The organism is Kitasatospora sp. NPDC001261, from assembly GCF_042896795.1.
Lineage (GTDB): Bacteria > Actinomycetota > Actinomycetes > Streptomycetales > Streptomycetaceae > Kitasatospora.
In genome coordinates this window covers 210,612-236,086 of the sequence record NZ_JBIAXP010000011.1, presented here as the reverse complement: position 1 = coordinate 236,086, position 25,475 = coordinate 210,612, and the positions used below count along the sequence as shown (strand labels likewise).

General features: G+C 71.9%; 23 protein-coding genes and 1 tRNA gene. 14 read left to right on the top strand and 10 right to left on the bottom strand.

Annotated elements, in window-relative coordinates; genetic code table 11:
• Positions 1–421 precede the first annotated feature (421 nt).
• Positions 422–1,789 carry an NAD(P)/FAD-dependent oxidoreductase gene (locus ACFY4B_RS17310; RefSeq protein WP_049651966.1) on the top strand — a complete coding sequence of 456 codons (1,368 nt, stop codon included), beginning with the start codon at positions 422–424 and terminating at the stop codon, positions 1,787–1,789.
• Between the two features lie 177 nt (positions 1,790–1,966).
• Here ACFY4B_RS17310 and ACFY4B_RS17305 read toward each other — a convergent pair whose 3' ends face one another.
• On the bottom strand, positions 1,967–4,522 hold the full coding sequence (locus tag ACFY4B_RS17305; RefSeq protein WP_387968510.1) for an ABC transporter permease: 2,556 nt from the start codon (positions 4,520–4,522) through the stop codon (positions 1,967–1,969).
• Positions 4,523–4,570: 48 nt separating this feature from the next.
• A complete protein-coding gene (locus tag ACFY4B_RS17300; protein ID WP_049651964.1) occupies positions 4,571–5,344 on the bottom strand; it encodes an ABC transporter ATP-binding protein in 774 nt (257 codons plus the stop codon).
• 288 nt (positions 5,345–5,632) lie between these two features.
• Between ACFY4B_RS17300 and ACFY4B_RS17295 the strand changes: the two genes are divergently transcribed.
• The 3 genes from ACFY4B_RS17295 to ACFY4B_RS17285 all read left to right on the top strand — a co-directional run bounded on the left by ACFY4B_RS17295 (position 5,633) and on the right by ACFY4B_RS17285 (position 7,223).
• Positions 5,633–5,714, top strand: a tRNA-Leu gene (locus tag ACFY4B_RS17295).
• 139 nt (positions 5,715–5,853) lie between these two features.
• Positions 5,854–6,738 (top strand): Bax inhibitor-1/YccA family protein, encoded by an 885-nt coding sequence (locus ACFY4B_RS17290; protein WP_074001301.1) that lies wholly within the window; start codon positions 5,854–5,856, stop codon positions 6,736–6,738.
• A gap of 86 nt (positions 6,739–6,824) precedes the next feature.
• Positions 6,825–7,223 (top strand): hypothetical protein, encoded by a 399-nt coding sequence (locus ACFY4B_RS17285; RefSeq protein WP_387968508.1) that lies wholly within the window; start codon positions 6,825–6,827, stop codon positions 7,221–7,223.
• 93 nt (positions 7,224–7,316) lie between these two features.
• Here ACFY4B_RS17285 and ACFY4B_RS17280 read toward each other — a convergent pair whose 3' ends face one another.
• From ACFY4B_RS17280 to ACFY4B_RS17270, 3 genes are all read right to left on the bottom strand, one after another.
• The gene (locus tag ACFY4B_RS17280; RefSeq protein ID WP_049656499.1) at positions 7,317–8,255 is read right to left on the bottom strand and encodes a hypothetical protein; all 939 of its coding nucleotides are present in this window, start codon (positions 8,253–8,255) and stop codon (positions 7,317–7,319) included.
• Between the two features lie 290 nt (positions 8,256–8,545).
• On the bottom strand, positions 8,546–9,766 hold the full coding sequence (locus ACFY4B_RS17275) for an acetyl-CoA C-acetyltransferase (RefSeq protein WP_117489325.1): 1,221 nt from the start codon (positions 9,764–9,766) through the stop codon (positions 8,546–8,548).
• A gap of 63 nt (positions 9,767–9,829) precedes the next feature.
• Positions 9,830–10,912: an SGNH/GDSL hydrolase family protein gene (locus tag ACFY4B_RS17270; protein ID WP_387968506.1), complete on the bottom strand. Its 1,083-nt coding sequence runs from the start codon at positions 10,910–10,912 to the stop codon at positions 9,830–9,832.
• Between the two features lie 228 nt (positions 10,913–11,140).
• On the opposite strand from ACFY4B_RS17270, the gene ACFY4B_RS17265 reads away from it, so the two are divergent.
• The 5 genes from ACFY4B_RS17265 to ACFY4B_RS17245 all read left to right on the top strand — a co-directional run bounded on the left by ACFY4B_RS17265 (position 11,141) and on the right by ACFY4B_RS17245 (position 16,308).
• Complete coding sequence (locus ACFY4B_RS17265; protein ID WP_074001305.1) at positions 11,141–12,541, top strand: cystathionine beta-synthase; 1,401 nt, start codon at positions 11,141–11,143, stop codon at positions 12,539–12,541.
• A gap of 513 nt (positions 12,542–13,054) precedes the next feature.
• Positions 13,055–13,393 (top strand): hypothetical protein, encoded by a 339-nt coding sequence (locus tag ACFY4B_RS17260; protein WP_063780291.1) that lies wholly within the window; start codon positions 13,055–13,057, stop codon positions 13,391–13,393.
• A gap of 202 nt (positions 13,394–13,595) precedes the next feature.
• Positions 13,596–14,867 carry an Ig-like domain-containing protein gene (locus ACFY4B_RS17255; protein ID WP_387968504.1) on the top strand — a complete coding sequence of 424 codons (1,272 nt, stop codon included), beginning with the start codon at positions 13,596–13,598 and terminating at the stop codon, positions 14,865–14,867.
• Between the two features lie 107 nt (positions 14,868–14,974).
• On the top strand, positions 14,975–15,526 hold the full coding sequence (locus ACFY4B_RS17250) for a SigE family RNA polymerase sigma factor (protein WP_053112304.1): 552 nt from the start codon (positions 14,975–14,977) through the stop codon (positions 15,524–15,526).
• Positions 15,523–16,308, top strand: a complete 786-nt coding sequence (locus ACFY4B_RS17245; RefSeq protein WP_074001307.1) for a hypothetical protein — start codon at positions 15,523–15,525, stop codon at positions 16,306–16,308. The genes ACFY4B_RS17250 and ACFY4B_RS17245 overlap by 4 nt, the downstream gene beginning before the upstream one ends.
• A 34-nt stretch (positions 16,309–16,342) precedes the next feature.
• Here ACFY4B_RS17245 and ACFY4B_RS17240 read toward each other — a convergent pair whose 3' ends face one another.
• Both ACFY4B_RS17240 and msrA read right to left on the bottom strand, forming a co-directional pair.
• Positions 16,343–16,705 (bottom strand): cupin domain-containing protein, encoded by a 363-nt coding sequence (locus ACFY4B_RS17240; protein ID WP_049654704.1) that lies wholly within the window; start codon positions 16,703–16,705, stop codon positions 16,343–16,345.
• A 169-nt stretch (positions 16,706–16,874) separates the two neighbouring features.
• Complete coding sequence (gene msrA / locus ACFY4B_RS17235) at positions 16,875–17,540, bottom strand: peptide-methionine (S)-S-oxide reductase MsrA (RefSeq protein ID WP_049654705.1); 666 nt, start codon at positions 17,538–17,540, stop codon at positions 16,875–16,877.
• Between the two features lie 277 nt (positions 17,541–17,817).
• On the opposite strand from msrA, the gene ACFY4B_RS17230 reads away from it, so the two are divergent.
• Positions 17,818–18,972, top strand: a complete 1,155-nt coding sequence (locus tag ACFY4B_RS17230; RefSeq protein WP_387968501.1) for a cystathionine gamma-synthase — start codon at positions 17,818–17,820, stop codon at positions 18,970–18,972.
• Positions 18,973–18,996: 24 nt separating this feature from the next.
• On the opposite strand, the gene ACFY4B_RS17225 is transcribed toward ACFY4B_RS17230, so the two are convergent.
• Positions 18,997–19,482, bottom strand: coding sequence for a MarR family winged helix-turn-helix transcriptional regulator (locus ACFY4B_RS17225; RefSeq protein ID WP_380660343.1), 486 nt, complete (start codon positions 19,480–19,482; stop codon positions 18,997–18,999).
• 122 nt (positions 19,483–19,604) lie between these two features.
• Between ACFY4B_RS17225 and ilvA the strand changes: the two genes are divergently transcribed.
• The 3 genes from ilvA (at position 19,605) to ACFY4B_RS17210 (ending at position 22,899) form a co-directional block, all read left to right on the top strand.
• Positions 19,605–20,819: a threonine ammonia-lyase gene (gene ilvA / locus ACFY4B_RS17220; RefSeq protein ID WP_049654709.1), complete on the top strand. Its 1,215-nt coding sequence runs from the start codon at positions 19,605–19,607 to the stop codon at positions 20,817–20,819.
• 153 nt (positions 20,820–20,972) lie between these two features.
• Complete coding sequence (locus ACFY4B_RS17215; protein WP_387968498.1) at positions 20,973–22,040, top strand: ATP-binding cassette domain-containing protein; 1,068 nt, start codon at positions 20,973–20,975, stop codon at positions 22,038–22,040.
• Between the two features lies 1 nt (position 22,041).
• Positions 22,042–22,899 (top strand): ABC transporter permease, encoded by an 858-nt coding sequence (locus ACFY4B_RS17210; protein ID WP_049654712.1) that lies wholly within the window; start codon positions 22,042–22,044, stop codon positions 22,897–22,899.
• Positions 22,900–23,060: 161 nt separating this feature from the next.
• Here the strand turns inward: ACFY4B_RS17210 and greA are convergent, their stop codons facing one another.
• Both greA and ACFY4B_RS17200 read right to left on the bottom strand, forming a co-directional pair.
• The gene (greA, locus tag ACFY4B_RS17205; protein ID WP_049654713.1) at positions 23,061–23,561 is read right to left on the bottom strand and encodes a transcription elongation factor GreA; all 501 of its coding nucleotides are present in this window, start codon (positions 23,559–23,561) and stop codon (positions 23,061–23,063) included.
• 334 nt (positions 23,562–23,895) lie between these two features.
• The gene (locus tag ACFY4B_RS17200; RefSeq protein WP_049654714.1) at positions 23,896–24,309 is read right to left on the bottom strand and encodes a DUF4307 domain-containing protein; all 414 of its coding nucleotides are present in this window, start codon (positions 24,307–24,309) and stop codon (positions 23,896–23,898) included.
• 244 nt (positions 24,310–24,553) lie between these two features.
• Between ACFY4B_RS17200 and mca the strand changes: the two genes are divergently transcribed.
• Complete coding sequence (mca, locus tag ACFY4B_RS17195; protein ID WP_049654715.1) at positions 24,554–25,459, top strand: mycothiol conjugate amidase Mca; 906 nt, start codon at positions 24,554–24,556, stop codon at positions 25,457–25,459.
• Positions 25,460–25,475 lie beyond the last annotated feature (16 nt).

Genomic DNA, 25,475 nt, shown 5'->3' with positions numbered 1-25,475 from the left:
CGGGGCTTACCCGACCGGCCCCGGCACCCCTTTCGGGGGGCCGGGGCCGGGGCGCGCCCGAGCGCGGGTGGGAAAGTTCGTGAATTTCTTCACATGGGGATCCGGCCATTCGCCGCACCGGCCCGCCCACTACGTCCGAAATGTGGGACCGAAGGCCCGTCGGCCGGGTGGCCCATGGGATCGCAGGTCAGGCCTCGTTTGAGGTTTGAAAATCGAAATCACGTGCGGGAACCCGGGCGTTGTGCGGATCGTTGCTGCTCAGGCCGGTGGTGCTCCGCCGTGCGTTCGCGCGGGGCCGCCCAGGGGTGGGGGCCACCGCGCCGGGCCCGGTTTTGCGGCCGCGCAGTGTAGCACGGGGGGTCCGTCAACTTGTGACCGGGCTCACGAAGGCTGCTCCGGACGGTGCTGGATACTTTCGGATATGAGCACCACGGAGCGTCCTCGCATCCTCATTGTCGGCGGTGGTTACGTCGGCCTGTATGCCGCGATGCGCATCCTCAAGAAGATGCGTTACGGCGAAGCGACCGTCACGGTCGTCGACCCGCGGTCGTACATGACGTACCTGCCCTTCCTCCCCGAGGCGGCCGGCGGCAGTGTCGCGCCTCGCAACCTCATCGCGCCGCTGCGCAGCACCCTGAAGAAGGCGGAGGTGCTGACCGGGTCCGTCACCGGCATCGACCACGCCCGCAAGGTTGCCACCATCCAGCCCGCGGCCGGTGACAGCTACGAGCTGCCCTTCGAGTACCTGGTCGTCGCGACCGGCTCGGTCTCCCGCACCTTCCCGATCCCGGGTCTGGCGGAGAACGGCCTCGGCATGAAGACGGTCGAGGAGGCCATCGGCCTCCGCAACCACGTCATGGCCCAGCTCGACAAGGCCGAGTCCACCACGGACGAGGACATCCGCCGCAAGGCGCTGACCTTCGTGGTGATCGGTGGCGGCTTCGCCGGCATCGAGACCGTCGCCGAGGTCGAGGACATGGCCCGCGACGCGGCCAAGCTGTACAAGACCGTCAGCCGCGAGGACATGCGCTTCGTGGTGGTCGAGGCGGCCAACCGCATCCTCCCCGAGATGGGCCCGGACCTCGGTCTGTGGACCAAGGAGAAGCTCGAGGAGCGCAACATCGAGGTCTACATCGAGACCTCGATGGACTCCTGCGTCGACGGCCACGTCATGCTGAAGAACGGCATGGAGATGGACGCCTCCACCATCGTGTGGACGGCCGGCGTGAAGCCGAACCCGGTGCTGGCCAACTTCGGCCTGCCGCTGGGCCCGCGCGGCCACGTCGACACCGCGCCGACCCTCCAGGTCCAGGGCTTCGACTACGTCTGGTCCGCCGGCGACAACGCCCAGGTGCCGGACCTCGCCGCGGGCGAGGGCGCCTGGTGCCCGCCGAACGCCCAGCACGCCAGCCGTCAGGCCGTCGTCCTCGGCGACAACGTGATCTCCGGCATGCGCGGCTTCCCGCAGAAGGAGTACAAGCACAAGAACCTGGGTGCGGTCGCCGGTCTCGGCCTGCACAAGGGCGTGGCGATCCTCTTCGGCAAGTACAAGCTGAAGGGCCGTCCGGCCTGGTGGTTCCACCGCCTGTACCACGGTGCGATGGTGCCGACCTTCAACCGCAAGGTCCGCGTCTTCACCGACTGGACCCTCGCGATGTTCCTCAAGCGCGAGATGGTCGGCCTCGCCCAGATGGAGAAGCCGCAGCTTCCCATCCAGGAGGTCACTCCGCCCACCAAGCCCGTCGAGGCCGCCAAGCCGGCCGCCGACAAGGAACTCGCCAGCAAGTAAGCGACTGAGACCCCGGTGTGGGAGCACCGGGGTATGAGTCGGAGGCTCTCCGCCCGGCAGCGTTGCCGGACCACGACCTCCGTGGTGCTCAGCCGGCCGTGCGACCGGGCGGAGTACAGAAGTAGAAGGTCCCCTGCCGAACCCTCCGGCAGGGGACCTCTCTCGTTGCGGGACCGGTCAGTCGGTCTTGATGCTCTCCAGGATGTCCAGCTTGGACGCCCGGCGGGCCGGCCAGATCGCGGCCACCAGGCCGACCACCCCGGCCAGCGCCAGGAACATCGCCAGCTGGCCGAACGGCAGGACCGTGGTCAGGCCGGAGAGGCTGGACTTCAGGGTGCCGTTGATCGCCCAGGCGATGAAGCAGCCGAGCAGCAGGCCGATGCCGGCGCCGAACAGCGAGATCACCACGGACTCCAGACGGACCATCCGCTTGATGCCGCCGCGGTCCAGGCCGATCGCCCGCAGCATCCCGATCTCGCGCTTGCGCTCGAAGACCGACATCGCCAGCGTGTTGACCACGCCCAGGATCGCGATCAGGACCGCCATCCCCAGCAGGCCGTACATCAGGTTCAGCGCGAAGGTGATGGTCTGGCTGAACTCGTCCCGGACGTCCTGCTTGGACTTCACCTCGATCACCGGGTTGGCGCCGGTGGCGTCCTTGAGGGCCTGCTTGAGGCCGTCGGTGGCGCCGTCCCTGCCCTTGACCAGGACATCGGAGATGTACGGCTTCGGCTCGTGCTTGGCGATCTCGCTGTTGGCCAGCATGACCGGGCCGAGCATGCCGCCGGTCTTGTACACGCCGCCGACGGTGACCTTGCCGGTGGACTCGTCCGGGTAGGCCACGGTCAGCACCGAGCCGGTGGTGGCGTTCAGCTTCTTGGCGGCGTCCTCGTCGAGCAGCAGCTGGCCCTGGCCGAAGCCGGCGGTGGAGCCGCTGGTCAGCTCGACGTCGGCGAGCTGGTCCAGGACGGCGGCGTCCAGGCCGTTGACCGTCCTGCTGGTGCCGTCGAGCTCCCAGTACGCGGTCGTCATCGCCGAGGAGGCGGCCACCCCGGGGGCCTTGGCGATCTGGGCGGGCACCTGCGCGGACAGGCTCATGCCGTTGGCGGCCCCGACGATGAAGTCGGCCTTCATCGAGCCGGTGACGGCCCGGTCGATGGTGTCATTGACCGAGGCGCCGATCACGGTGAGCCCGGTGACCAGGGTCAGACCGATGGTCAGCGCGGCGGCGGTGGCCGCGGTGCGGCGCGGGTTGCGCACCGCGTTCCGCTGGGCGAGCCTGCCCGGGGTGCCGCCGAGCCGCAGCAGCGGGCCGACCAGTGCGACCACCGGACGGGAGAGCAGCGGCAGCAGGACGAACACGCCGATCAGGGCCAGGAAGGCGCCCAGGCCGACCGGCAGCCGGCCGCTGTCGTTGCCGGTGGAGGCGCCGTAGCCGATCAGGGCGAGGCCGCCGCCGGCGAGCACCGAGCCGATCGTGTTGCGGACCACCAGGCTCTTCTGGGAGACCGGCTGGTCGCCGCTGCTCATCGCGGCCACCGGGGCGATCCGGGAGGCGCGCATGGCGGGCAGCAGGGCCGACGTGACCGTCACCAGGACGCCGACCACGACCGTCACCACGACGGTGAGCGGCTTGATCACCAGCGAGCCGTTCGGCATGTTCTCGTTCATCGCGCCGATCAGCGACTGCATCCCGGCGCCGATCCCGATGCCGGCGGCCAGACCGGCCACCGCGGAGACGGTGCCGATCAGCAGCGCCTCGATCAGCACGGACCGGGTGACCTGCTTGCGGCTGGCACCGATGGCCCGCATCAGGGCCAGCTCCTTGGTGCGCTGGGCGACCAGCATGGTGAAGGTGTTGGCGATGATGAAGATGCCGACGAAGAGCGAGATGAAGGCGAAGACCAGGAGCATCGTGCGCATGCTGCTGGTGCTCCTGGTGATCATCTCCTGCTCGTCGGCCTTGAGCTTGGCGCCGGTCTCGATGTCGAACTGGTGGCCGGAGGGCACCACGGGCTGGGCCTGGGCGAGCAGTGCGTCCTGGCTGGTGCCGGGCTTGGTGGTGAGCACGACGCTGCTGTAGCGGCCGGGCTCCAGCAGGGTCTGCTGGGCGGTGGCCCGGTCGAACAGGGTGAGCGAGCCGCCGGTGTTCACCACCGGGTCGTCGGTGGTGAAGATCCCGGTGAGCTTCGCCTCGATCACCGGTCCGTTGGCGGCGACCCGGACGGTGTCGCCGACCTTGTAGCCCGCCTTGTCGGCGGTCCTGCGGTCGAGCGCGACCTCCTTGGCGGCCTTCGGGCCCTGGCCCTCGGCCATCGGGTAGCGCGGGTCCTTGCCGTCCTGGCCGGGTGCGAAGTTGGCGCCCTTGGCGGCCCAGACCTGGCCGATCAGGTTGCCCTTCTTGTCGGCCACGCCGGTGAAGCCGCTGACCACGCCGCGGGCGCCGGCGGTGCCCGGCAGGGCGGCCAGCTGCTGGACGGTGGCGTCGGTGAGGGTGGCGGAGCCGCCCTCGCTCTTCTGCCGGGCGGAGGCGTTGGAGCCGGCCGCGCGGTCCACCACCTGGACCGAGACGTCCGAGTAGCTCTTGGAGTTGCTGTCCCGCATGGCCTTGCCGAAGGTGTCGGAGAAGACCATGGTGCCGGCCACGAAGGCGGTGCCGAGCATGACGGCCAGGGCCGTCATCAGCAGCCGGCCCTTGTGGGCCAGCACGTTGCGCAGTGCGGTGCGATACATGGGGTGTCCTGGGAAGGTCGGTGAGCGGGCTGCGACTGCTGCGCCGGACTAGCTGGTGCGGCCCTTGGCGTCGAAGCGGCGCATGCGGTCCAGGACGGTGTCGGCGGTGGGCTGGTGGAGTTCGTCGACGATGCGGCCGTCGGCGAGGAAGACGACGCGGTCGGCGTAGGAGGCGGCGACGGGGTCGTGGGTGACCATGACGACGGTCTGGCCGAGCTCGCGCACGGAGTTGCGCAGGAAGGAGAGGATCTCGGCGCCGGAGCGGGAGTCGAGGTTGCCGGTGGGCTCGTCGGCGAAGATGATGTCGGGCTTGCCGGCGAGGGCGCGGGCGCAGGCGACGCGCTGCTGCTGGCCGCCGGAGAGCTGGGAGGGCCGGTGGCTGAGGCGGCCGGAGAGGCCGACGGTGTCGACGACGCGGTCGAGCCAGGGCTTGTCGACCTTGCGGCCGGCGATGTCCATGGGGAGGGTGATGTTCTCCAGGGCCGTCAGCGTGGGGAGCAGGTTGAAGGCCTGGAAGATGAAGCCGATGTGGTCCCGGCGCAGCTGGGTGAGCTGCTTGTCCTTGAGGCCGACGAGCTCGGTGTCGCCGATGGTGGAGGAGCCGGAGGTGACGGTGTCGAGGCCGGCCATGCAGTGCATGAGGGTGGACTTGCCGGAGCCGGAGGGGCCCATGATGGCGGTGAACTCGCCCTGGGGGAACACGACGCTGACGTTGTCGAGGGCGACGACGCGGGTCTCCCCCTCCCCGTAGACCTTGTTCAGGCCGGTGGCTCGGGCGGCCGCCAGGCCGGTGCGGACGGCGGTTGCGGTCGACGTGGTCACGGGGACTCCTAGTGCTCGCGGACTTGTACCTCCATGCTCCGCGACGTGATCATGGTTCTGCGTCGCTCCGCCGGACGGTTGGTCCTACCACCGCTGGGCGTAGGGGCGGGCGACCCCCTCCTCCTGCGGTATGACGTGAACCCTGAGGCGGACGGGTGGCCGGAACGGATATCCTTCGTGGCCGAATCCCGGACAGTTCGTCAGATGGCAAGGAAACATGACAACTTCCGGGGCTGGGAACATGCGAAAGGGTGATCCGGGAGACTAGGCTCAGGGGGTCCCACAGACGCCCGGATGGTGGAACGCAGACACGGGCAGCTTAAAACTGCTTGGCCGCGAGGCCGTGCCGGTTCGAGTCCGGCTCCGGGCACCGATCACCCGGCGGGGGCGCGACGGCGTCCCCGCCGGTCGTTGTTCACCGGATCCTCCTCGCGGCGTATCCCGGAATTTTTGCCAAGCCATTACCCTTGTGCATGGGCGGTGCAGTGCCGCCACGGAGGGAATGAGCAATGAGAAGCAGCAACCCGGTCTTCTCGCGGGAGGGGTCCTTCACCCGCGACTCCGGCTACGCGGGGTTCGGTACCGCGCAGGCCGGGACCCAGCACGGCCAGAACCAGTACGGCCAGAACCCCTACGCGGGTACGCCCTACGCCCAGCAGCAGCCGCAGGGCCAGCCCATGACCGACGAGCAGCTCTACGAGCTGTACAACGGGCCCTCGGCGGGCCCGGCGGCCACCGGGCGGATGACGCTGGACGACGTGGTCGCCCGCACCGCCATGACGCTGCTGACGCTGGTCGTCGCCGGCGCGGTGGCCTGGTTCGCGCTGCCGTTCGAGAACTTCGGCTTCGCGATCGCCGCCAGCCTGGTGGCCATGGTCGTCGGCCTGGTGGTCTCGTTCAAGCGCAGCGTCAGCCCGCCGCTGATCCTGACCTACGCGGCCCTCCAGGGCTTCGCGATGGGCGCCGTCTCGCACGCCTTCAACACCATGCTGAACGGCATCGTGATCCAGGCGGTGCTGGGTACGGCGGCGGTCTTCGGGGCGATGCTGTTCGCCTACAAGAGCGGCCGGATCCGGGTCACCGCGCGCTACCAGCGGATCGGCATCGCGATCGCCCTGGGCTTCGTGCTGCTGATGATGGTCAACATGATCGCGATGGCCTTCGGTGCCGACATGGGCCTGCGCTCCGGCCCGCTGGGCATCGTGGTCGGTCTGGTCGGCATCGGCCTGGGCGCCTTCTTCCTGTCGCTGGACTTCGCGGCGATCGAGGAGGCCATCGCCCAGGGCGCCCCGCAGCGGGAGTCCTGGCGGGCCGCCTTCGGGCTGACCCTGTCGCTGGTCTGGATCTACATGGAGATGCTGCGGCTGATCGCGATCCTGCGCGGCGACGACTGACGGTCCCTTCCTTCGTGAACCACTGCCGCCGGGCCCCGCAGCGACTCGCTCCGGGGCCCGGCGGCTTTTCGCCTAGGCTCGCTGCCATGCATGACGTAGAGCCCCACGACGTAGCGCCCCTGGACGTGGACCCCCTGGTCGAAGCCGTCGAGTCCCTGGCGGATCGTTTCCGCTCGCTGCCGCAGAGCAGGCTGCTGGGCGCCGTGCCCGGGTACGGGTCGCGGGCGGCGGCCGCGCTGGAGCTGGCCCGGCGGCTGGTCGCGCTGACGGCGGCGGTGGAGGGCGGCCCGCGGCGGGAGTTCCCGGACGCCGGGGCCTTCGCGGTGGGGGACCAGCTGGCCGTCGCCGGGCACGACCTGGCGGCCGCGCTCGCGGGGCTGCGGGAGGACGCCCTGGTGGGGCTGCCGGAGGGGCCGGTGGCGGCGGCCGCGGTGCTGGCCCGGGCGGTGGCGGCGGCGCGGGAGACGGCGGCGCTCTGCGGCTGAGGCCCGGAGGAGTCCGGACACGCCGAAGGCCGGCCGGGTCGGTAACCCCGTGACCCGGCCGGCCTTCGGCGCGCTGCTGCTGGTGAGCCGGTGTCAGATGCTGGCGACCACCCGGTCGGCCAGCACGTAGACGGCCTCCTCGTCGGTGGAGAAGGTCAGCGAGTACGAGCCGGAGAAGCGCGAGCCGCCGAGCAGCCGGACGTGCTCACCGGCGCGGACCGCGTCGATCAGCCGGTAGGCGGCCTCCCGGTCGCCCGGGGCCACGCAGAGGGTGGTGCCGTCGGCGAAGGCGTACACGTCCAGGGTGCCCAGCGGGCCCGGGCGGACGTCGACCAGGGCGACGGCCTCCTCGGCGAGGGCGGCCAGCCGGCTGTCCGTCCACTCCCGGGACGGCGCCTGGCTGGGCACGAAGTCGGGGTGCGAGGGGTGGCGGCGCGGGTCGGGCGCGGCGACCGGGGCCTCCTCGACGGCCTGGTCGGCGTCCAGCAGCCCGGCCTCCAGGCCGGTGGCCAGCAGGTCGGCCTCGCGGCGGGCCCGGGCGTCCTTGGTCTCGCCGGCCGGGTGGCCGGGGCGCAGCGGCACGCCGCCCTCGCCGCCGGGCTCGGCCGGGGCGGAGCCGCCCTCGTTGATCAGGTCCTCCAGCGCGGAGCGCAGCGCCTCGCCGAACTCCGGGTCCATCGTCCCGGCGTTGTCGACGGCGTCCTGCGGGCCGGTGGGGCGGGGGAAGAAGAGCGGCCACTCCTCGGTGCCGGAGAAGGTGCCGGAGAACGGGGAGTCGAACAGCGGCGCGTCCTCGGCCGCGCGGGCCTCCTGCTCGGCCCAGAACGCCCGGGCCTCCGTGATCTCCCGCTCGCGGTCGGCGGCGAGCGCCTCGGTGACGGCCCGGCGTATCGCGGCCTCGTCCACGGGTGCGGGCGCGGACGGGGCCGCGGCCCGTGCGTCCAGCCGGCGGGAGAGCCCGCGGAGGTGGAGCAGCACGGCGGTCGACACGGCGATCAGGATCAGCAGCAGGATGGTGTAGACGGCGCTCACGGAACGTACTCCTAGCGAGGAGCGGAACGGGGTTACGTGTCCACACTGCCGCATGCGGGGCTGTTACCGCAGGGGCGAATGTCCAATTCATCCCGGACTTTCGCTCTTGTCCCCAAATTGTTAGGTAACACCGTTCTACGCAGTGGAGTTGATCCGCTCCGCAGTGTCGATTTCCGGGTCGAAAACGAACGAAATGAGGGCCGGATCGACCTCTCGGTGTGATCCGGCCCTCAATTACGCTGCGTCACTCCAAATGGGTGGTCCAGACCCTTCGGAGGGCGCCCGGAGGGTCAGCTGAGGCGCTCGACGACCATCGCCATGCCCTGGCCGCCGCCGACGCACATGGTCTCCAGGCCGAACTGCTTGTCGTGCCACTGCAGGGAGTTGATCAGCGTGGTGGTGATCCGGGCGCCGGTCATGCCGAAGGGGTGGCCGACCGCGATCGCGCCACCGTTGACGTTCAGCCGGTCCAGGTCGACGCCGAGGTCACGGTAGGAGGGGATCACCTGGGCGGCGAAGGCCTCGTTGATCTCGACCAGGTCGATGTCACCGATGGTCAGGCCGGCCCGCTTGAGCGCCTGCTTGGAGGCCTCGACCGGGCCGTAGCCCATGATCTCGGGGGAGAGCGCGCTGACACCGGTGGAGACCACCCGGGCGAGCGGGGTGATGCCCAGCTCGCGGGCCTTGGTGTCGGACATGATCACCAGCGCGGCCGCGCCGTCGTTCAGCGGGCAGCAGTTACCCGCGGTCACGGTGCCGTCGGGGCGGAACACCGGCTTCAGGCCGGCCACGCCCTCCAGGGTGACGCCGGCGCGCGGGCCGTCGTCCGTGCTGACCACGGTGCCGTCCGGGAGCGTCACCGGCGTGATCTCGCGCTCCCAGAAGCCGGCCTTGATGGCGGCCTCGGCGAGGTTCTGCGAGCGGACGCCGAACTCGTCCTGCTCGGCGCGGGTGATGCCCTTGAGCGCGGCCAGGTTCTCGGCGGTCTGGCCCATCGCGATGTAGGCGTCCGGCACCAGGCCGTCCTCGCGCGGGTCGTGCCACTCGCCGCCACCTTCTTCGGCGCGCTTCTTCGTACGGGCCTGGGCCTCGTCGAAGACCGGGTTCATGGTGCCCGGCAGGCCGTCCGAGGTGCCGTTGACGCTGCGCGAGACGGTCTCCACGCCGGCCGAGACGAAGACGTCGCCCTCGCCCGCCCTGATCGCGTGCAGCGCCATCCGCGTGGTCTGGAGCGAGGAGGAGCAGTAGCGGGTGATGGTGGCGCCCGGCAGGTAGTCCATGCCCATCTGGACGGCCACGATGCGGGCCAGGTTGTGGCCCTGCTCGCCGCCGGGCAGGCCGCAGCCCAGCATCAGGTCGTCGATCTCGCGCGGGTCGAGCTGCGGGACCTTGGCCAGGGCGGCCTGGATGACGTGGGCGGTCAGGTCGTCCGGGCGGACGTCCTTGAGCGAGCCCTTGAAGGCCCGGCCGATCGGCGAACGGGTGGCGCTGACGATGACGGCTTCGGGCATGGCGGGCTCCTCGCTGGGTGACGGCGGACCTGACGTCCGGGAGGAAAGTTACCGCCTGGTAGATCAGGCGTCACCCGCCGCAGCGTGTGAGCTGGCCGACGTATTCCCGGGGCCCCCGTCGGGGGTCGTACCAGCCTCCTTCCCGCTCTCCGGGCCGGGCAGACCGATCCGCAGCCGGTGCCTCAACTGGGCCCAGCGGCGGCCCGTGCCCTCCGCCGGTACGGCCGCCACCTCGGTGCCCTCCCGACCGGCCGCCGTGGCGGCCGCGACCGCGACCGGCAGCACCGCGCCGCCCGGGACGGCCGTGGCAGGACGCTCCTCCTCCGGCCAGAGCCCGAGCGCGGCGCAGACCGAGGGCAGCACGGCCATCGCGGCGGTCGCGTAGCCCTGGGCGGAGGGGTGGTAGCGGTCGGCGGCGAACATCTCCGGGCGGGCGGCGAACTCCGGGCCCAGCAGTGAGCCCAGCGAGACCGTCCGGCCGCCCGCCTCCACCACCGCGATGGTCTGCGCGGCGGCCAGCTGCCGGCTCAGCCGGCGGGCCACCCAGCGCAGCGGCGGCCGCACCGGCTTGATCGTCCCGAGGTCCGGGCAGGTGCCCACCACCACCTCGCAGCCGTTGGCGCGCAGGGCGGCGACGGCCTCGCCGAGCTGGCGGACGGCCAGCTGGGCCGGGCTGTGCCGGGTCACGTCGTTGGCGCCGACCATGATGACGGCGACGTCCGGGTGGTGCGGCAGGGCCTGCTCCAGCTGGCCGGAGAGGTCGGCGGAGCGGCCGCCGGAGCGGGCCACGTTGACCAGCCGGACCGGGCGCTCGGCCACCGAGGCGAGGCCCGCGGCCAGCAGCGCGCCCGGGGTCTCGCCGGCCCGGGCCACGCCGAGGCCGGCGCCGGTGGAGTCACCGAGGACGGCCAGCACGAGCGGGGCCTGCGGGTCGGCGGCGCGGTCGGCGAAGGCCTCCCCGTAGACGCCGTCCGCCTTGGGCGGGACGGTCTCCAGGACGCCGATGGCCTGGATGGCGAGTCTGCTCTCGGTCACCAGCAGGCCGACGACGCCCACCCCGAGCAGGCCGAGGCCGCCGCCGCCGTACGCCGCCGCGGTGGCGATCCGGCGGGCCACCCGGGCCCGCGAGTCCCGTGCCCCTGGCATCCGGTGCCCCCTTCACGTGCTCTCCTGCCGGCCCCTCCGGGGCCACGGCCATGCCTGCACAGCGCTCTTACCCGTGCGGAGGGCGGGAGTACCGGGGGTGCCGCTGGGGGTGGGCCATTGGGGGAGGGGTGCAGGAGGGGAGCCGCGGGGCGGGTGCCACGCCCTACGCTTTGCAGTACCGAACTCCGCAGTACCGAAATCGCATGCCCACAGACCGGGAGGATCCCCGTGCGGTACCACAACTCGATCATCGACCTCGTCGGCAACACGCCGCTGGTCAAGCTGAACAAGGTCACCGAGGGCATCAGCGCGACAGTGCTGGCCAAGGTCGAGTACTTCAACCCCGGCGGCTCGGTCAAGGACCGCATCGCGATGCGCATGATCGAGGCCGCCGAGGCCTCGGGCGCCCTCAAGCCGGGCGGCACCATCGTCGAGCCGACCTCCGGCAACACCGGTGTGGGCCTGGCGATCGTGGCCCAGCAGAAGGGCTACAAGTGCATCTTCGTCTGTCCTGACAAGGTCTCCACCGACAAGATCAACACCCTGCGCGCGTACGGCGCCGAGGTGGTCGTCTGTCCGACCGCCGTCGCCCCGGAGCACCCGGACTCCTACTACAACGTCTCCGACCGCCTGGTCCGGGAGACCCCGAACGCCTGGAAGCCGGACCAGTACTCCAACCCGGACAACCCGGCCTCGCACTACCACTCCACCGGCCCGGAGCTGTGGGAGCAGACCGACGGGAAGATCACCCACTTCGTGGCGGGCGTCGGCACCGGCGGCACCATCTCCGGCACCGGCAACTACCTGAAGGAGGCCTCCGGCGGCAGGGTCAAGGTGATCGGCGCCGACCCGGAGGGCTCGGTCTACTCGGGCGGCACCGGCCGGCCGTACCTGGTCGAGGGCGTCGGTGAGGACTTCTGGCCGACCGCCTACGACCGCGGTGTCGCGGACGAGATCGTCGCGGTCTCCGACAAGGACTCGTTCCAGATGACCCGCCGCCTGGCCAAGGAGGAGGGCCTGCTGGTCGGCGGCTCCTGCGGCATGGCCGTGGTGGCCGCGCTGGAGGTCGCCAAGAAGCTCGGCCCGGACGACGTCGTCGTGGTGCTGCTGCCGGATGGCGGCCGCGGCTACCTGTCGAAGATCTTCAACGACGACTGGATGGCCGACTACGGCTTCCTGCCCTCGGCCACCGACGAGGCGCACATCGGCGAGGTGCTGGCCCGCAAGGAGTCCCTCGCGCAGGGCGGCGTCCCGCAGTTCGTCCACATGCACCCCAACGAGACGGTCGCCGAGGCGGTCCGGGTGCTGCGCGAGTACGGCGTCTCGCAGATGCCGGTGGTCTCCCCGGGCGCCGGCCACCCGGACATCATGGCCGGCGAGGTGATCGGCTCGGTGGTGGAGAAGCTGCTGCTGGAGGGCATCTTCGCCAAGGACATCGAGCTCACCGACACGCTGGACAAGGTGATGTCCAAGCCGCTGCCGGTGGTCGGCTCGGGCGAGACCGTCACCAACCTGATGACCGTGCTGGAGAAGGCCGACGCGGCCGTCGTGCTGGTCGAGGGCAAGCCGCAGGGCATCGTCACCCGCCAGGACCTGCTGGGCTTCCTGACCGGCCGCGCCCAGCACTGACCCGGCGTCACCACCGCCCCCCGCGGATGGATGCGGAGGATTCGTCCACGGGGGAAGTGGTACACCGGCGTCACCTGTCCGCAGCACGTGGTTAACACGGCTCGGGCATCGTGGTGGTCAACGGCAGGACGCCGAGTGAGGCGACGGCAACCGTCCGGGAGCGGCTCCCCGGCGACCGCGGTCGGCTCCGGACACATCGGGTGGCCCTGACCCGGCCGCTGTGTCCTCCCGCCGCGGGAGGCGCCGTCGTCCCGCCCCTGACCGGCCCCGGCCGGTCGACAGGGTGCGGCGGCTCCCGCGGCAGCACCGCGCCGCACGGCGCGTGTCCCGCGGCTCCCGGGTGGGGGAGCCCAGGCGGGGAACGGTGGGGCCGGTCCTTCTCCGAGGGACCGGCCCCTTCCGTTCGCGCCGTCGCACGTTCCGTTCGCGCCGTTCACGCCGGGCGCGCGGGGTGCACTCCGAGCGGCCGCCCGTGCGCCGCGCCGGGCGCGCCCGTCCCGTACGCTCGCACGCATGACCAGCACTGAAACGACCGACCAGGATGCCCCGCGCTACGTCCGGGTGAAGATCGAGCTCATCGCGGAGATCACCGACGAGGGCGCGCTCAAGGCGGCCGCCCTGGAGGCCGTCACCGCCGACGAGTACCTCGACGACGAGGAGCGCGCCCAGTCCGTCGAGGCCATCGAGGTGGACCCGTCGGGTTCGCTCGCCCACTTCATCGACCCCGTCGCGCTGCTCGGCGACGTGCCCGGCGTGGAGCTCGCCTCGGCGACCTGGGAGTCGGCGCAGACCGAGTTCGACCCGGACGACGAGGAGTGGGACGAGTACGCGGTGGAAGGCTCCGCCGAGTAGGGCGGGGAACCGTCGGGTGACGGTCCTCACCGTCACCGCCCGTGAACGCCCGGTCCGCTCCGCGGGCCGGGCGTTTTGTCCCTGTTCGTCGGGAAGTTGGGTCATCTCATACGATCGCTTACCCTTCGGTGATGGAACCGTGAACGGGCGTATTGCGTTTCTGTATCCGTAATGCCCGGGATGATCAGCAGGGAGACGCGACGTGACGGCACGGGACGGTCAGGGACGGGCGGCCGGAAGCAGCTGGAGCCGACGCGGGGTCCTCGCGGGCCTGATCGGAGCGCCCGTCCTGCTGCTGACCGCCTGCAACGACAACAGCGCCAGCGGCGGTAGCGGCGGCTCCGGCGGCGCGAACGGCACCCCGGCCTCCGGCGGCACGGGCAGCAGCGCCCCCAAGACCTCGGCCGCGGTCATCACCGTCACCCCGGCCGACGGCGCCGCCTCCGCGAGCTTCAGCGAGCCGGTCAAGGTCGCCGTCGCCAACGGCACCCTGACCAGCGTCAAGGTCACCGACACCGCCGGCAAGGAGCTGGCCGGCCAGCTCTCCACCGACGGCACCGGCTGGACCTCGGCCGCCGCCCCCGCCAGCGGCACCAAGTACACCGTCGCCGCCACCGCCCTCGACAAGGACAAGCTGGAGGCGGACTCCAACGCCGTCTTCACCACGGCGACCCCGGCCAACACCTTCGTCGGCTACTTCACCCCCGAGGACGGCTCGACGGTCGGCGTCGGCATGCCGGTCTCGATCAACTTCAGCAAGCCGGTCACCGACCGCAAGGCCGTCCAGCAGGCGATCACCGTGATAGCCGAGCCGGGCGTCGAGATCGTCGGCCACTGGTTCTCCAGCACCCGCCTCGACTTCCGGCCGCAGGAGTACTGGGCCAAGGGCACCAAGGTCACCCTCAAGCTCCGGCTCAAGGACGTCGAGGGCGCCAAGGGCGTGTACGGCACCCAGTCCAAGGACGTGAGCTTCACCATCGGCCGGGCCCAGACCAGCGTCGCCGACCTCGCCGCCAAGAAGCTCACCGTCACCACCGACGGCCAGGTCAGCGCGGTCTACAAGATCTCCGGCGGCTCGCCCGAGCACATGACCTGGGGCGGCAAGATGGTGATCTCCGAGCAGTACACCCAGACCCGGATGAACTCGCAGACCGTCAACCTGGGCAGCGAGTACGACATCGCGGACGTGCCGCACGCCCAGCGCCTCAGCACCTCGGGCACCTTCATCCACGGCAACTACTGGTCCTCGCCGTCGATCTTCGGCGGCCAGAACACCAGCCACGGCTGCATCGGCCTCCGGGACGCCCAGGGCGCCCAGGACAGCGGTACGGACGGCTTCAAGTTCTACAAGTCCTCGATGGTCGGCGACGTGGTCGAGGTCGTGAACTCCGGCGACAAGACGGTCGCCCCGGACAACGGCCTGAACGGCTGGAACATGGGCTGGGCCGCCTGGAAGGCCGGCAGCGCCGTCTGACCCGGCCCCGCACCCCGACCGGCCGGACCCCGGTCGGAGAACCCACCGGTCGGAAAAACTCCCCGGGCGGACCGAACCTCGTGGTCCGCCCGAGGAGTAGGACGGGTGTGAAACGCGAGCAGAGACAGCGGCAGGACGACGAGTTCAGCGAGTTCGTCGCCGGGAGCGGTCGGCAACTGCTGCGGCTGGCCGAGCTGTTGACCGGCGACCCGGACCGGGCCAAGGACATCGTGCAGTCGGCGCTGGAGCGCGCCTACCTGCACTGGCACCGGATCACCGGGGACGACCCCACCGCGTACGTCCGCCGGATCGTGGTCAACCAGCACCGCGACTGGTGGCGCCGACTGCGCAACCACGAGCTGCCCGTCGAGCACACCCCCGACCGGCCGCTCTCCGACGACCTCGCCGAGCGGCAGGCCGAACGCGCCCTGCTGCACCAGGCGCTGGGCACCCTCACCCGCCGGGAGCGGACGGTCGTCGTGCTGCGGTACTACGGGGACCTCAGCGAGGCCGCCGTCGCGGCCGAACTGGGCATCGCCCAGGGCACGGTGAAGAGCACGCTGCACCGGGCCATGTCGAAGCTGCGCGCACTGCCCGAACTCGCCGACCGTTCCGGCGTGACGGCGAGTCCCACGACGCACATCGAGGTGACGGTATGAGCTTCGAACACCGGCTCGGCGAACTGCTCAAGGACCAGGACCCGTACGCGACCGGGCCGGACCCGGTACCGATCATCGCCGCCGCCCGACGGCGCCGGGCCAGGCGCAGAGCCGGGACCGCCGCGGCCGCGGTCGCGGTGGCGCTGGTCTGCGGGGCGACGGCGGTGACGGCCGGCAGCGCCCGGCACGTCGGGCAGGTCGCGGGCGAGGCGGGGGCGGCGTTCAGCCCCGTCGCCGTCCCGAGCCCCACGCCCACCGCCACGCCGAGCCCCACGGCCACCGCCACGCCGCTGCCGCTCTCGCCGGTACGGCAGGTCGGCCCGGGGCAGCGCATCGAGATGGCGGCCGGCGCCCGGATGTGGGTCAGCCCGTTCGAGAAGTGCGACAACTACCAGCCGGACGGCTCCGACTCCGGCACGGACTGCCGGGACGTGCGCAGCGACAACCTGGAGCACGACAGACCCGCCCTCTACGCCCAGTCGCACGGCGACCGCGACCGCTTCATCGTCGCGAGCTTCTACCTGGGCCCGGTCGCCCCGGCGAGGATCGTCGCGTTCACAGGGGGCAGGGCGACCGTCGCCACCCTGGTCAGCACCGTCGGAATGCAGCGGTGGATCGGCTACTACGTGGTGCTGCCGCCGCTGCCGGAGGCGGATCCGGCCGCCCACCGGCGTCCGGTGAGCCCGGCGATCGCGGCGTACGACTCCGAGGGCAGGCTCCTGGCGGAGCTGCCGGGCACCACCGCCGACGGCGCCGACGAGCGGGCCCCGCAGCAGCTGTGACCCGGTCCGCCCGCAGCTCCGCTCACAGCTCCGCTCACCGCTTCGCGTAGTCCGCGAAGCCCTGCCAGTCGACGATCACGCAGGGCTCGTCACCGACGGTCCAGGCGTCGTGCCCGGGCGGGCAGAGCATGAAGTCGCCGGGGCCCACTTCGGCCTCCTGGCCGCCGTCCATGACGATCCTCATCCGGCCGGAGAGCACGTACCCGGCGTGGGCGGCCTGGCAGCTCTCGGTCCCGGCGATCGGCTTCACGTGCTTGGACCACTGCCAACCCGGTTCGAACACGGCCCGGCCCACCGGGCCGCCGTCCAGGTTGACCAGCCGCAGTTCCCCCGTGCCCTCCTCGAAGGGGCGGACTTCCTCGGGATCGTCGAAGTTCCGCTGGTAGAGACCGGACATGGCGCACTCCTCTCCCGCGAGGACCGCCCGGCCGCCAGTGGGTGGCCGGGCCGGCCCTGCTGGCCCTTCCAGTCTGCGCCCGGATCGGGGATCGGTCACGTTGGGTGGTCGATCCCGGGGCGGGGTCGGGCGGGCCGGGGCGGTCCGAGGGGCGCCCCGGGGCCGGAGGTCAGTCCCGGGTGCGGGCCACGCCGATCGGGCAGGAGGCGCCGGTACCGCCGAGACCGCAGTAGCCGTTGGGGTTCTTGGCCTCCGACAGGTACTGCTGGTGGTACGGCTCGGCCGGGAAGAACGGGCCGGCCGGGGCGATCTCGGTGGTGACCGGGCCGTAACCGAGCGCGGTCAGCGAGGGCTGGAAGGCGTCCCGGGTGGCCACCGCGGCCTCGGCCTGGGCGGGGGAGTGGGTGTAGACGGCGGAGCGGTACTGGGTGCCCACGTCGTTGCCCTGGCGGTTGCCCTGGGTCGGGTCGTGCGCCTCCCAGAAGGTCTTCAGCAGCCGCTCGTACGGGATCACCGCCGGGTCGTACACCACCCGGACCGCCTCGGTGTGCCCGGTCAGCCCGCTGCACACCTCCTCGTACGTCGGGTTGGGGGTGTGGCCGCCCTGGTAGCCGACCAGCGTCGTCCAGACGCCGGGCAGCCGCCAGAAGGCGCGCTCGGCGCCCCAGAAGCAGCCCAGCCCGAAGTCGGCCACCTCCAGGCCCTCCGGGTACGGGCCGGACAGCGGGTGCCCGAGCACGGTGTGCGGCTCGGTCAGGGTGAAGGCCGGGGTGGGCCGGCCGGGCAGCGCCTGGTCGGCGGGGACCAGCGAGGTCTTGTGGCGGTTGAACAGCACGGCCTGCTCCAGCGGGTCGGGAAACCTGGCGCAGTGTCCAACGCGGACGGCCGCCCCCGGATTCCGGGAGCGGCCGTCCGTTCCGCGCGGGGGCCGGGAAGGCCCGCCGCGCGGTTTTCGCATGGTGAACACGTGTGCGACCGGTGGAGGTCGCGGCGGCCCCGGGGGTTCGGCGCACCGGGGTTCCGGCCCGCCGCGCCCCCGCTCCGACCTGCGGGTTCGTCCCGGTTCCCGGTTCGTGCGGGCTTGGCGGCATTCGCACACTAGGCTCGGACCCATGACCGAGCACCAGCTTCCTCAGGGCTTCGAGACTCTCGCCATCCACGCGGGTCAGGAAGCAGACCCCCAGACCGGGGCTGTCGTCACGCCGATCTACCAGGTGTCCACCTACAAGCAGGACGGGGTGGGCGGCCTGCGGGGCGGCTACGAGTACAGCCGCAGCGCCAACCCGACCCGCACCGCGCTGGAGGAGTGCCTCGCGGCACTGGAGGGCGGCGCCCGCGGCCTCGCCTTCGCCTCCGGCCTGGCCGCCGAGGACACCCTGCTGCGGACCATCCTCAAGCCGGGCGACCACATCGTCATCCCCAACGACGCCTACGGCGGCACCTTCCGGCTGTTCGCCAAGGTGCTGACCCGCTGGGGCGTCGAGTTCTCCGTCGCCAACACCCAGGACCTGGCCACCGTCCGCGAGGCGCTGCGCCCCAACACCCGCGCGGTGTGGGTGGAGACCCCGTCCAACCCGCTGCTGGGCATCACCGACCTCACCGCGCTCGCCGAGATCGCGCACGGCGCCGGCGCGCTGCTGGTGGTCGACAACACCTTCGCCAGCCCGTACCTCCAGCAGCCGATCGCGCTCGGCGCGGACGCGGTCGTGCACTCCACCACCAAGTACATGGGCGGCCACTCGGACGTGGTCGGCGGTGCGCTGGTGCTGGCCGAGGCGGGCCTCGGCGAGGAGGTCGCGTACCACCAGAACGCGATGGGCGCCGTCTCCGGCCCGTTCGACGCCTGGCTGGTGCTGCGCGGCATCAAGACGCTGGGTGTCCGGATGGACCGGCACAGCGCCAACGCGGAGAAGGTCGCCGAGCTGCTGGCGGGCCACCCGAAGGTCAGCCAGGTGCTCTACCCGGGCCTGCCCGAGCACCCCGGCCACGACATCGCGGCCAAGCAGATGAAGGCCTTCGGCGGCATGGTCTCGTTCCGGGTCGCCGGCGGCGAGGAGGCGGCCGTCGAGGTCTGCAACCGCGCGCAGCTGTTCACCCTCGGCGAGTCGCTCGGCGGCGTCGAGTCGCTGATCGAGCACCCGGGCCGGATGACCCACGCCTCGGTGGCCGGTTCGGCGCTGGAGGTGCCGTCCGACCTGGTGCGCGTCTCGGTCGGCATCGAGTCGATCGACGACCTGCTGGCCGACCTCAAGCAGGCGCTGGGCTGAGCCGGTTGAGGGGCCTGGGGCCCCTCACTGCCCCTGCTGGTCCGCCGTGTACGACTCCATCGCGAGGTTGAAGCGGGCCAGCAGGGCGCAGAACGCGCGCTGTTCCTCCGGCGGCCAGTCGGCCACCAGGCGGCGGGTCAACTCGGCCCGGCCGTCCCGGACTTCGGTGAGCCGGCCGACGCCGTGCGAGGTCAGCGCGAGCCGTACGGCACGGCGGTCGGCCGGGTCCTGCACCCGGCCGACCAGCCCGGCCGCGACCAGCGGGGCGACCTGGCGGGTCACCGTGGAGGAGTCCACGCCCAGCGCCTCGGCCAGCGCCTTGACGTTGGCCGGCCCGTGCCGCTCCAGCCGGTCGAGCAGCAGGTAGGCGGCCCGGTCCAGCACCCCGACCCCGCCGCCGCCGGAGGTCCGGACCTGTTCCATTCGGCGCGCGAACACCGCGAGCTGGTACTGGAGTTGGGTGTGCACGGGGTCGGTGCGGTCGGTGGCCTGGGGCGAGGTCGTCGTCATCGCGGCTCACGATCGTCGTGCGGTGAGAGAGACTCAGAAGCAGCAGCGTACGCGGGCCGGGCGGGCCCGGGAACAGGCCCGGCATGCCGGATTGCCTCTCCCCGTCCCCGTACCCTGGCGCCATGCACACCTGGCCGATCACCCTCGACGACGTCCGCGGCGCCCAGAAGATGCTCGCCGGGGTCGCCCGGGTGACCCCGATGGAGGGCAGCCGGCACCTCTCCGGGCTGATCGGCGCGCCGGTCCACCTGAAGTGCGAGAACCTCCAGCGCACCGGGTCCTTCAAGCTGCGCGGGGCGTACGTGCGGATCGCGGGACTCTCGCCGGTGCAGCGGGCCGGCGGGGTGGTGGCGGCGAGCGCGGGGAACCACGCCCAGGGGGTGGCGCTGGCGGCCGCGCTGCTGGGCGTGCGCTCCACGGTGTTCATGCCGGTCGCGGCGCCGCTGCCGAAGGTCGCGGCCACCCGGGAGTACGGCGCCGAGGTGCGGCTGCACGGGGCCACCGTGGACGAGGCCCTGCAGGCCGCGCAGCGGTACGCGGAGGCGACCGGCGCGGTGTTCATCCACCCCTTCGACCACTGGGACGTGGTCACCGGCCAGGCGACCGTCGGGCTGGAGATCCTGGAGCAGTGCCCGGAGGTGCGGACCATCCTGGTCGGGGTGGGCGGCGGCGGGCTGCTGGCCGGGATCGCGGCGGCGGTCAAGCCGCTGCGGCCGGACGTACGGGTGGTCGGGGTGCAGGCGGCCGGCGCCGCCGCGTACCCGCCCTCGCTGGCGGCGGGGCGCCCGGTGTCGCTGGAGCACTTCGCCACCATGGCGGACGGGATCATGGTCGGGCGCCCCGGCGACATCCCGTTCGAGGTGGTCAACACGCTGGCGGACGGCGTCCGGACGGTCTCCGAGGACGCGCTGTCGCGGGCGCTGCTGCTCGGGCTGGAGCGGCTGAAGCTGGTGGTCGAGCCGGCCGGGGCGGCCCCGATCGCGGCGCTGCTGGAGCGGCCGGACTCCTTCGAGGGGCCGGTGGTGGCGGTGCTGTCCGGCGGCAACATCGACCCGCAGCTGATGCAGCGGGTGCTGCGGCACGGGCTGGCGGCGGCCGGGCGCTACCTGTCGCTGCGGGTGCGGCTGGCGGACAAGCCGGGCGCGCTGGCGGACCTGTTGGGCGTGCTGACCAGGGTGGACGCCAACGTGCTGGACGTGGCGCACGTGCGGACCGACCCGCGGCTGGGGCTGACCGAGGTCGAGGTGGACCTGCACCTGGAGACCAAGGGGCCGGAGCACTGCGCGCTGGTGGTCGGGGAGCTGCGGGACGCGGGGTACGTGGTGGTCGCCGGCTGAGCTCCCACCCTTGACGCGATATATCGCGTACTGGGAGACTCGCGATACATCGCGTTCGAGTCCCACGGGCCGAGAATCGAGTCGCCTGTGTGCCCAAATTCGGGGCAAAGTGGGACAGATCGCCCCATACGTCCGAGGAGATGAGGCAAGGCCATGGCGCCAGCCATCCAAGCCGAGAACCTGGTGAAGACCTTCGGCGACGTACGAGCCCTGGACGGCGTCAGCCTCGACGTCCCCGAGGGAACGGTGCTCGGGCTGCTCGGCCCGAACGGCGCCGGGAAGACCACCACCGTGCGGGTCCTCACCACCCTGCTCCGCCCCGACTCCGGCCGCGCGGTGGTCGCCGGGGTCGACGTGCTCAAGCACCCCAACCAGGTCCGCAGCCTGATCGGCCTGTCCGGCCAGTACGCGGCGGTCGACGAGTACCTGACCGGCTTCGAGAACCTCACCATGGTCGGCGAGCTGTACCAGATGAGCAACCGCGCCGCGAAGGCCCGCGCGCTGGAGCTGCTGGAGTGGTTCAGCCTCACCGAGGCCAAGGACCGCACCGCCAAGACCTACTCCGGCGGCATGCGCCGACGCCTGGACCTCGCCGCCGCGCTGGTCGTCCGCCCGCCGGTGATGTTCCTGGACGAGCCGACCACCGGCCTCGACCCGCGCAACCGGCTCGCGCTCTGGGAGGTCATCGAGACGCTGGTCGAGCAGGGCACCACGCTGCTGCTCACCACCCAGTACCTGGAGGAGGCCGACCGGCTCGCCCACGACATCGCGGTGGTCAACCACGGCCGGGTGATCGCCCGCGGCACCGCCGACCAGCTCAAGGCGCAGATCGGCGGCGAGCGGATCGTGGTCGTGGTGCACGAGCCCAGCCTGGTCGGCGACGCGGTCGCCGCGCTGTCCCGCTACGCGCTGAGCGAGCCGACGGTGGAGAAGAACACCCGCCGGATCACCGTGCCGGTCAGCGGCGGCGCCCGGGTGCTCGCCGACGCGATCCGCGAACTCGACTCCCGCGGGATCGAGATGGACGACATCGGGCTGCGCCGCCCGACCCTGGACGACGTCTTCCTCACCCTCACCGGCCACGTCGCCGAGGAGCGGCCCGAGGAGGAGGACGGCGCCGACGCCAAGGCGCGCGGCCGGGGCAGGGGGAAGGGCGGCCCGGACGGCCCGGGCGGCCCGGGGCCGGACAAGCGGGCCGTCGCGGCCGGGAAGGAGAGCTGAGATGACCACCGCCACCGAGCACGCCATCGGACCGGCGATACCCAGGCAGCGCCGGGGGATCGCCGCCTCCCTGCACGACTCCTGGGTGGTCGCCAAGCGCAACCTGCGCCGGATGACCCGCATCCCGGAGATCGTGGTCTTCGGGCTGATGCAGCCGGTCATGTTCGTGCTGCTGTTCTCGTACGTGATGGGCGGGGCGATCAAGATCCCCGGCACCGACTCCAGCTCGGACACGTACATCCAGTACCTGATGGCCGGAATCTTCGCCCAGACCGTCACCTTCGCCGTCGCCGGCGCCTCGGCGGGCATCGCGGAGGACATGAGCAAGGGGCTGGTGGACCGGTTCCGCTCGCTGCCGATGGCCCGCTCCGCGGTGCTCGTCGGCCGCACCCTCGCGGACCTGTGCCAGACCGCGTTCACCCTGGTCGTGCTGGCGGTGGTCGCACTGCTGGTCGGCTGGCGGATCCACGAGGGCGTGCTCAAGGCGCTCGGCGCCTTCGGCCTGCTGCTCCTGCTCGGCTACGCCTTCTCCTGGATCGGCGCGCTGATCGGCCTGTCGGTGCGCAGCCCCGAGGCGGCCACCTCGGCCGGGCTGATCTGGCTGTTCCCGCTGACCTTCGTGTCCAACGCCTTCGTGCCGGTCACCTCGATGCCGGGCTGGCTCCAGGGGATCGCGTACTGGAACCCGTTCAGTGCCACCGTGCAGGCCTGCCGGGTGCTGTTCGGCAACCAGGTCGGGCCGGTGGACAGCGCCTGGCCGATGCAGCACGCGGCGCTGGTGTCGGTGCTGTGGTCGATCGTGATCACCGCGGTGTTCTCCTGGCTGGCGGTGCGCAAGTACCGCTCCTCCACCGCCTGACCGGGCCCCGGGGCTGATCGGGCCCCTGGGTTGATCGGGCCCCGGAGCTGATCGGGTCTTCGGGCTATTGGGTCCCGTGCCCGGCCCCGCCCGGAACGCCGGAGGGCGGCCGCGGAAGTCCCTGACTCCCGCGGCCGCCCCCGTGTCGTGGCGCGGCCGGATCAGCCGGCGTGCGGCACGACCTTGACGATCTTCACCATGGCCGGCTTGCCGTTCGGCAGCTCGTAGGTGGCCTCGTCACCGATCCGCTTGCCGTCGATCGCGCGGCCCAGCGGGGACTGCGGCGAGTAGACGTCCAGCTCGTCCGAGCCCGCGACCTCGCGGGAGGCGAGCAGGAACTCCATGAGGTCGTCCTCGTCGCCGTCGAAGGCGACCGTGACGACCATGCCCGGGGCCACCATGCCCGAGTCGGCCGGCGCCTCGCCGACCTTGGCGCGCTCCAGCAGCTGGGTGAGCTGACGGATCCGCAGCTCGTACTTGCCCTGCTCCTCCTTCGCCGCGTGGTAGCCGGCGTTCTCCTTGAGGTCCCCCTCCTCGCGCGCCGCCTCGATCTTCTGGGCGATCTCGATGCGCCAGGGCCCGGTCAGGTGGTCCAGCTCGGCCTTGAGCTGGTCGTAGCCGGCCTGAGTGAGCCAGGTCACGTTCTCACTGGTCTGGGTCACGGGTGCTCCTCGTAGGTGCTGGGGCTGTGCTGAGGGTGTGAGTCGTCAGCAGGGGTCGGTGGTGATATCGGTCTCAACTACAAAGCAACGCCCGCTCCCGTACCATCCGGTGCGGAAGGGGCGAAACCACGAGCCTAACAAGTCCTGCTGACAAGCGGGAGGGGCGTTTGCGCGCCATTGACGGCGGCGTTACGCCGAGGTGTACAGCAACCGGGTGCGGGACCCTCTACGGATGCCCGTTCTCCGGATCGAATATGCGCGCCGCCCCGGTCGGGGTGCGCTGTCCGGCCCGGGCGCGCCGCCCGCCCGGGGCGCGTTGCGCGGTGCGGGTGCGCTACTTGGCGGGGGTGCAGCCCAGCAGTTCGGCGGTGGTGCCGCGCGAGGTGGTGCGCAGGGTGACCACCGCGTCGTAGCTGGAGCCGGCCGCCGGGACGGGGAAGTCGGCCACCCCGACCACCCCGTGGTCGTCGCCCTGCGAGCGGACCGTGCAGCTGCCGGCCTGCCCGCTGCTCTTGCGCACGGTGAGGTGCAGCTGGACCTCGGAGTCGGAGAGCACCTCGAAGGTCGGCACCGAGCCGTTGATCTTCGACTCGCGCAGCATGTAGGAGCCGCCCAGCCAGGCGATCAGGCCCAGGCCCAGCACGCCGCAGACCGCGCCGATCACCTTCAGGCGGCGGTCCGAGTCGCGGTCGCCGCCACGGCCGTAGCGCCCCTCGGGCGGTGCGGTGGCGGTGGTGTCTGCACTCATCGGACTCCGTCCTCTCCTGGGGGAGGGGCCGCCCGGGGTGGTGCGGGGGAATGCGACGCTCCTCCAGTCCGTCACTATAGGAGGGGCACGCCCGCGGCCGGTCCGGCGGGGGCAGGGCTCGGCCGCGCCGGCGACGATCCGCGGCCCGGCCCCGCGGCGACGCGGTCCCGGAGTGAGCGGTTCGTACGGTGGGCAGACCCGGACTTCGCGGAACGCCCGACAAGTGTGGAAGGAACGCAAGGCGTTGACTGAGCAGTTGCGACTGATGGCGGTGCACGCCCACCCGGACGACGAGTCCAGCAAGGGCGCGGCCACCATGGCCATGTACGTCGAGCAGGGCGTGGACGTGCTGGTGGCCACCTGCACGGGGGGCGAGCGCGGGTCGGTCCTCAACCCCAAGCTCCAGGGGGACCCGTACATCGAGGAGAACATCCACGAGGTGCGCCGCAAGGAGATGGACGAGGCGCGGGCGATCCTCGGCGTCGACCAGGCCTGGCTGGGCTTCGTCGACTCCGGGCTGCCCGAGGGGGACCCGCTGCCCCCGCTGCCCGAGGGCTGCTTCGCCCTCCAGGACGTCGAGGCGGCGGCGGAGCCGCTGGTCCGGCTGATCCGCGAGTTCAAGCCGCAGGTCATCACGACCTACGACGAGAACGGCGGCTACCCGCACCCGGACCACATCATGACCCACAAGATCACCATGCTGGCCTTCGACGCCGCGGGTGACCCGGACGCCTACCCGGAGGCCGGCGAGCCCTGGCAGCCGCTGAAGCTGTACTACAACCACGGCTTCCCGATGGGCCGCATCCGGGCCCTGCACGAGTACCTCACCGAGCACGGCCACGAGTCGCCGTACGGCGAGTGGATCGAGGGCTGGGAGAAGAGCGGCCGCAAGGAGCGCGAGATCACCACCCGGGTCCGCTGCGGCGACTGGTTCGAGACCCGCGACCGCGCGCTGATCGCCCACGCGACCCAGATCGACCCGGACGGCCCGTGGTTCCGCGTCCCGCTGGAGGTCCAGCGCGAGGTCTGGCCCACCGAGGACTACGAGCTCGCCCGTACCCTGGTCGACGTCGACCTGCCGGAGGACGACCTGTTCGCCGGCCTGCGCACCCCCACGCTGGCGGCCGAGGCCGCCGACACGCGCGACTGAACCACCCCCCGACGGC

Coding starts and splice junctions, on each gene's coding strand:
- ACFY4B_RS17230 (WP_387968501.1), top strand. CDS start 17,818: ATGACCGAGCACCAGCTTCCTCAGGGCTTCGAGACTCTCGCCATCCAC.
- ACFY4B_RS17290 (WP_074001301.1), top strand. CDS start 5,854: ATGAGAAGCAGCAACCCGGTCTTCTCGCGGGAGGGGTCCTTCACCCGC.
- ilvA (WP_049654709.1), top strand. CDS start 19,605: ATGCACACCTGGCCGATCACCCTCGACGACGTCCGCGGCGCCCAGAAG.
- ACFY4B_RS17275 (WP_117489325.1), bottom strand. CDS start 9,766: ATGCCCGAAGCCGTCATCGTCAGCGCCACCCGTTCGCCGATCGGCCGG.
- ACFY4B_RS17245 (WP_074001307.1), top strand. CDS start 15,523: ATGAGCTTCGAACACCGGCTCGGCGAACTGCTCAAGGACCAGGACCCG.
- ACFY4B_RS17210 (WP_049654712.1), top strand. CDS start 22,042: ATGACCACCGCCACCGAGCACGCCATCGGACCGGCGATACCCAGGCAG.
- ACFY4B_RS17215 (WP_387968498.1), top strand. CDS start 20,973: ATGGCGCCAGCCATCCAAGCCGAGAACCTGGTGAAGACCTTCGGCGAC.
- ACFY4B_RS17240 (WP_049654704.1), bottom strand. CDS start 16,705: ATGTCCGGTCTCTACCAGCGGAACTTCGACGATCCCGAGGAAGTCCGC.
- ACFY4B_RS17225 (WP_380660343.1), bottom strand. CDS start 19,482: ATGACGACGACCTCGCCCCAGGCCACCGACCGCACCGACCCCGTGCAC.
- ACFY4B_RS17305 (WP_387968510.1), bottom strand. CDS start 4,522: ATGTATCGCACCGCACTGCGCAACGTGCTGGCCCACAAGGGCCGGCTG.
- ACFY4B_RS17270 (WP_387968506.1), bottom strand. CDS start 10,912: ATGCCAGGGGCACGGGACTCGCGGGCCCGGGTGGCCCGCCGGATCGCC.
- ACFY4B_RS17285 (WP_387968508.1), top strand. CDS start 6,825: ATGCATGACGTAGAGCCCCACGACGTAGCGCCCCTGGACGTGGACCCC.
- ACFY4B_RS17310 (WP_049651966.1), top strand. CDS start 422: ATGAGCACCACGGAGCGTCCTCGCATCCTCATTGTCGGCGGTGGTTAC.
- ACFY4B_RS17200 (WP_049654714.1), bottom strand. CDS start 24,309: ATGAGTGCAGACACCACCGCCACCGCACCGCCCGAGGGGCGCTACGGC.
- ACFY4B_RS17260 (WP_063780291.1), top strand. CDS start 13,055: ATGACCAGCACTGAAACGACCGACCAGGATGCCCCGCGCTACGTCCGG.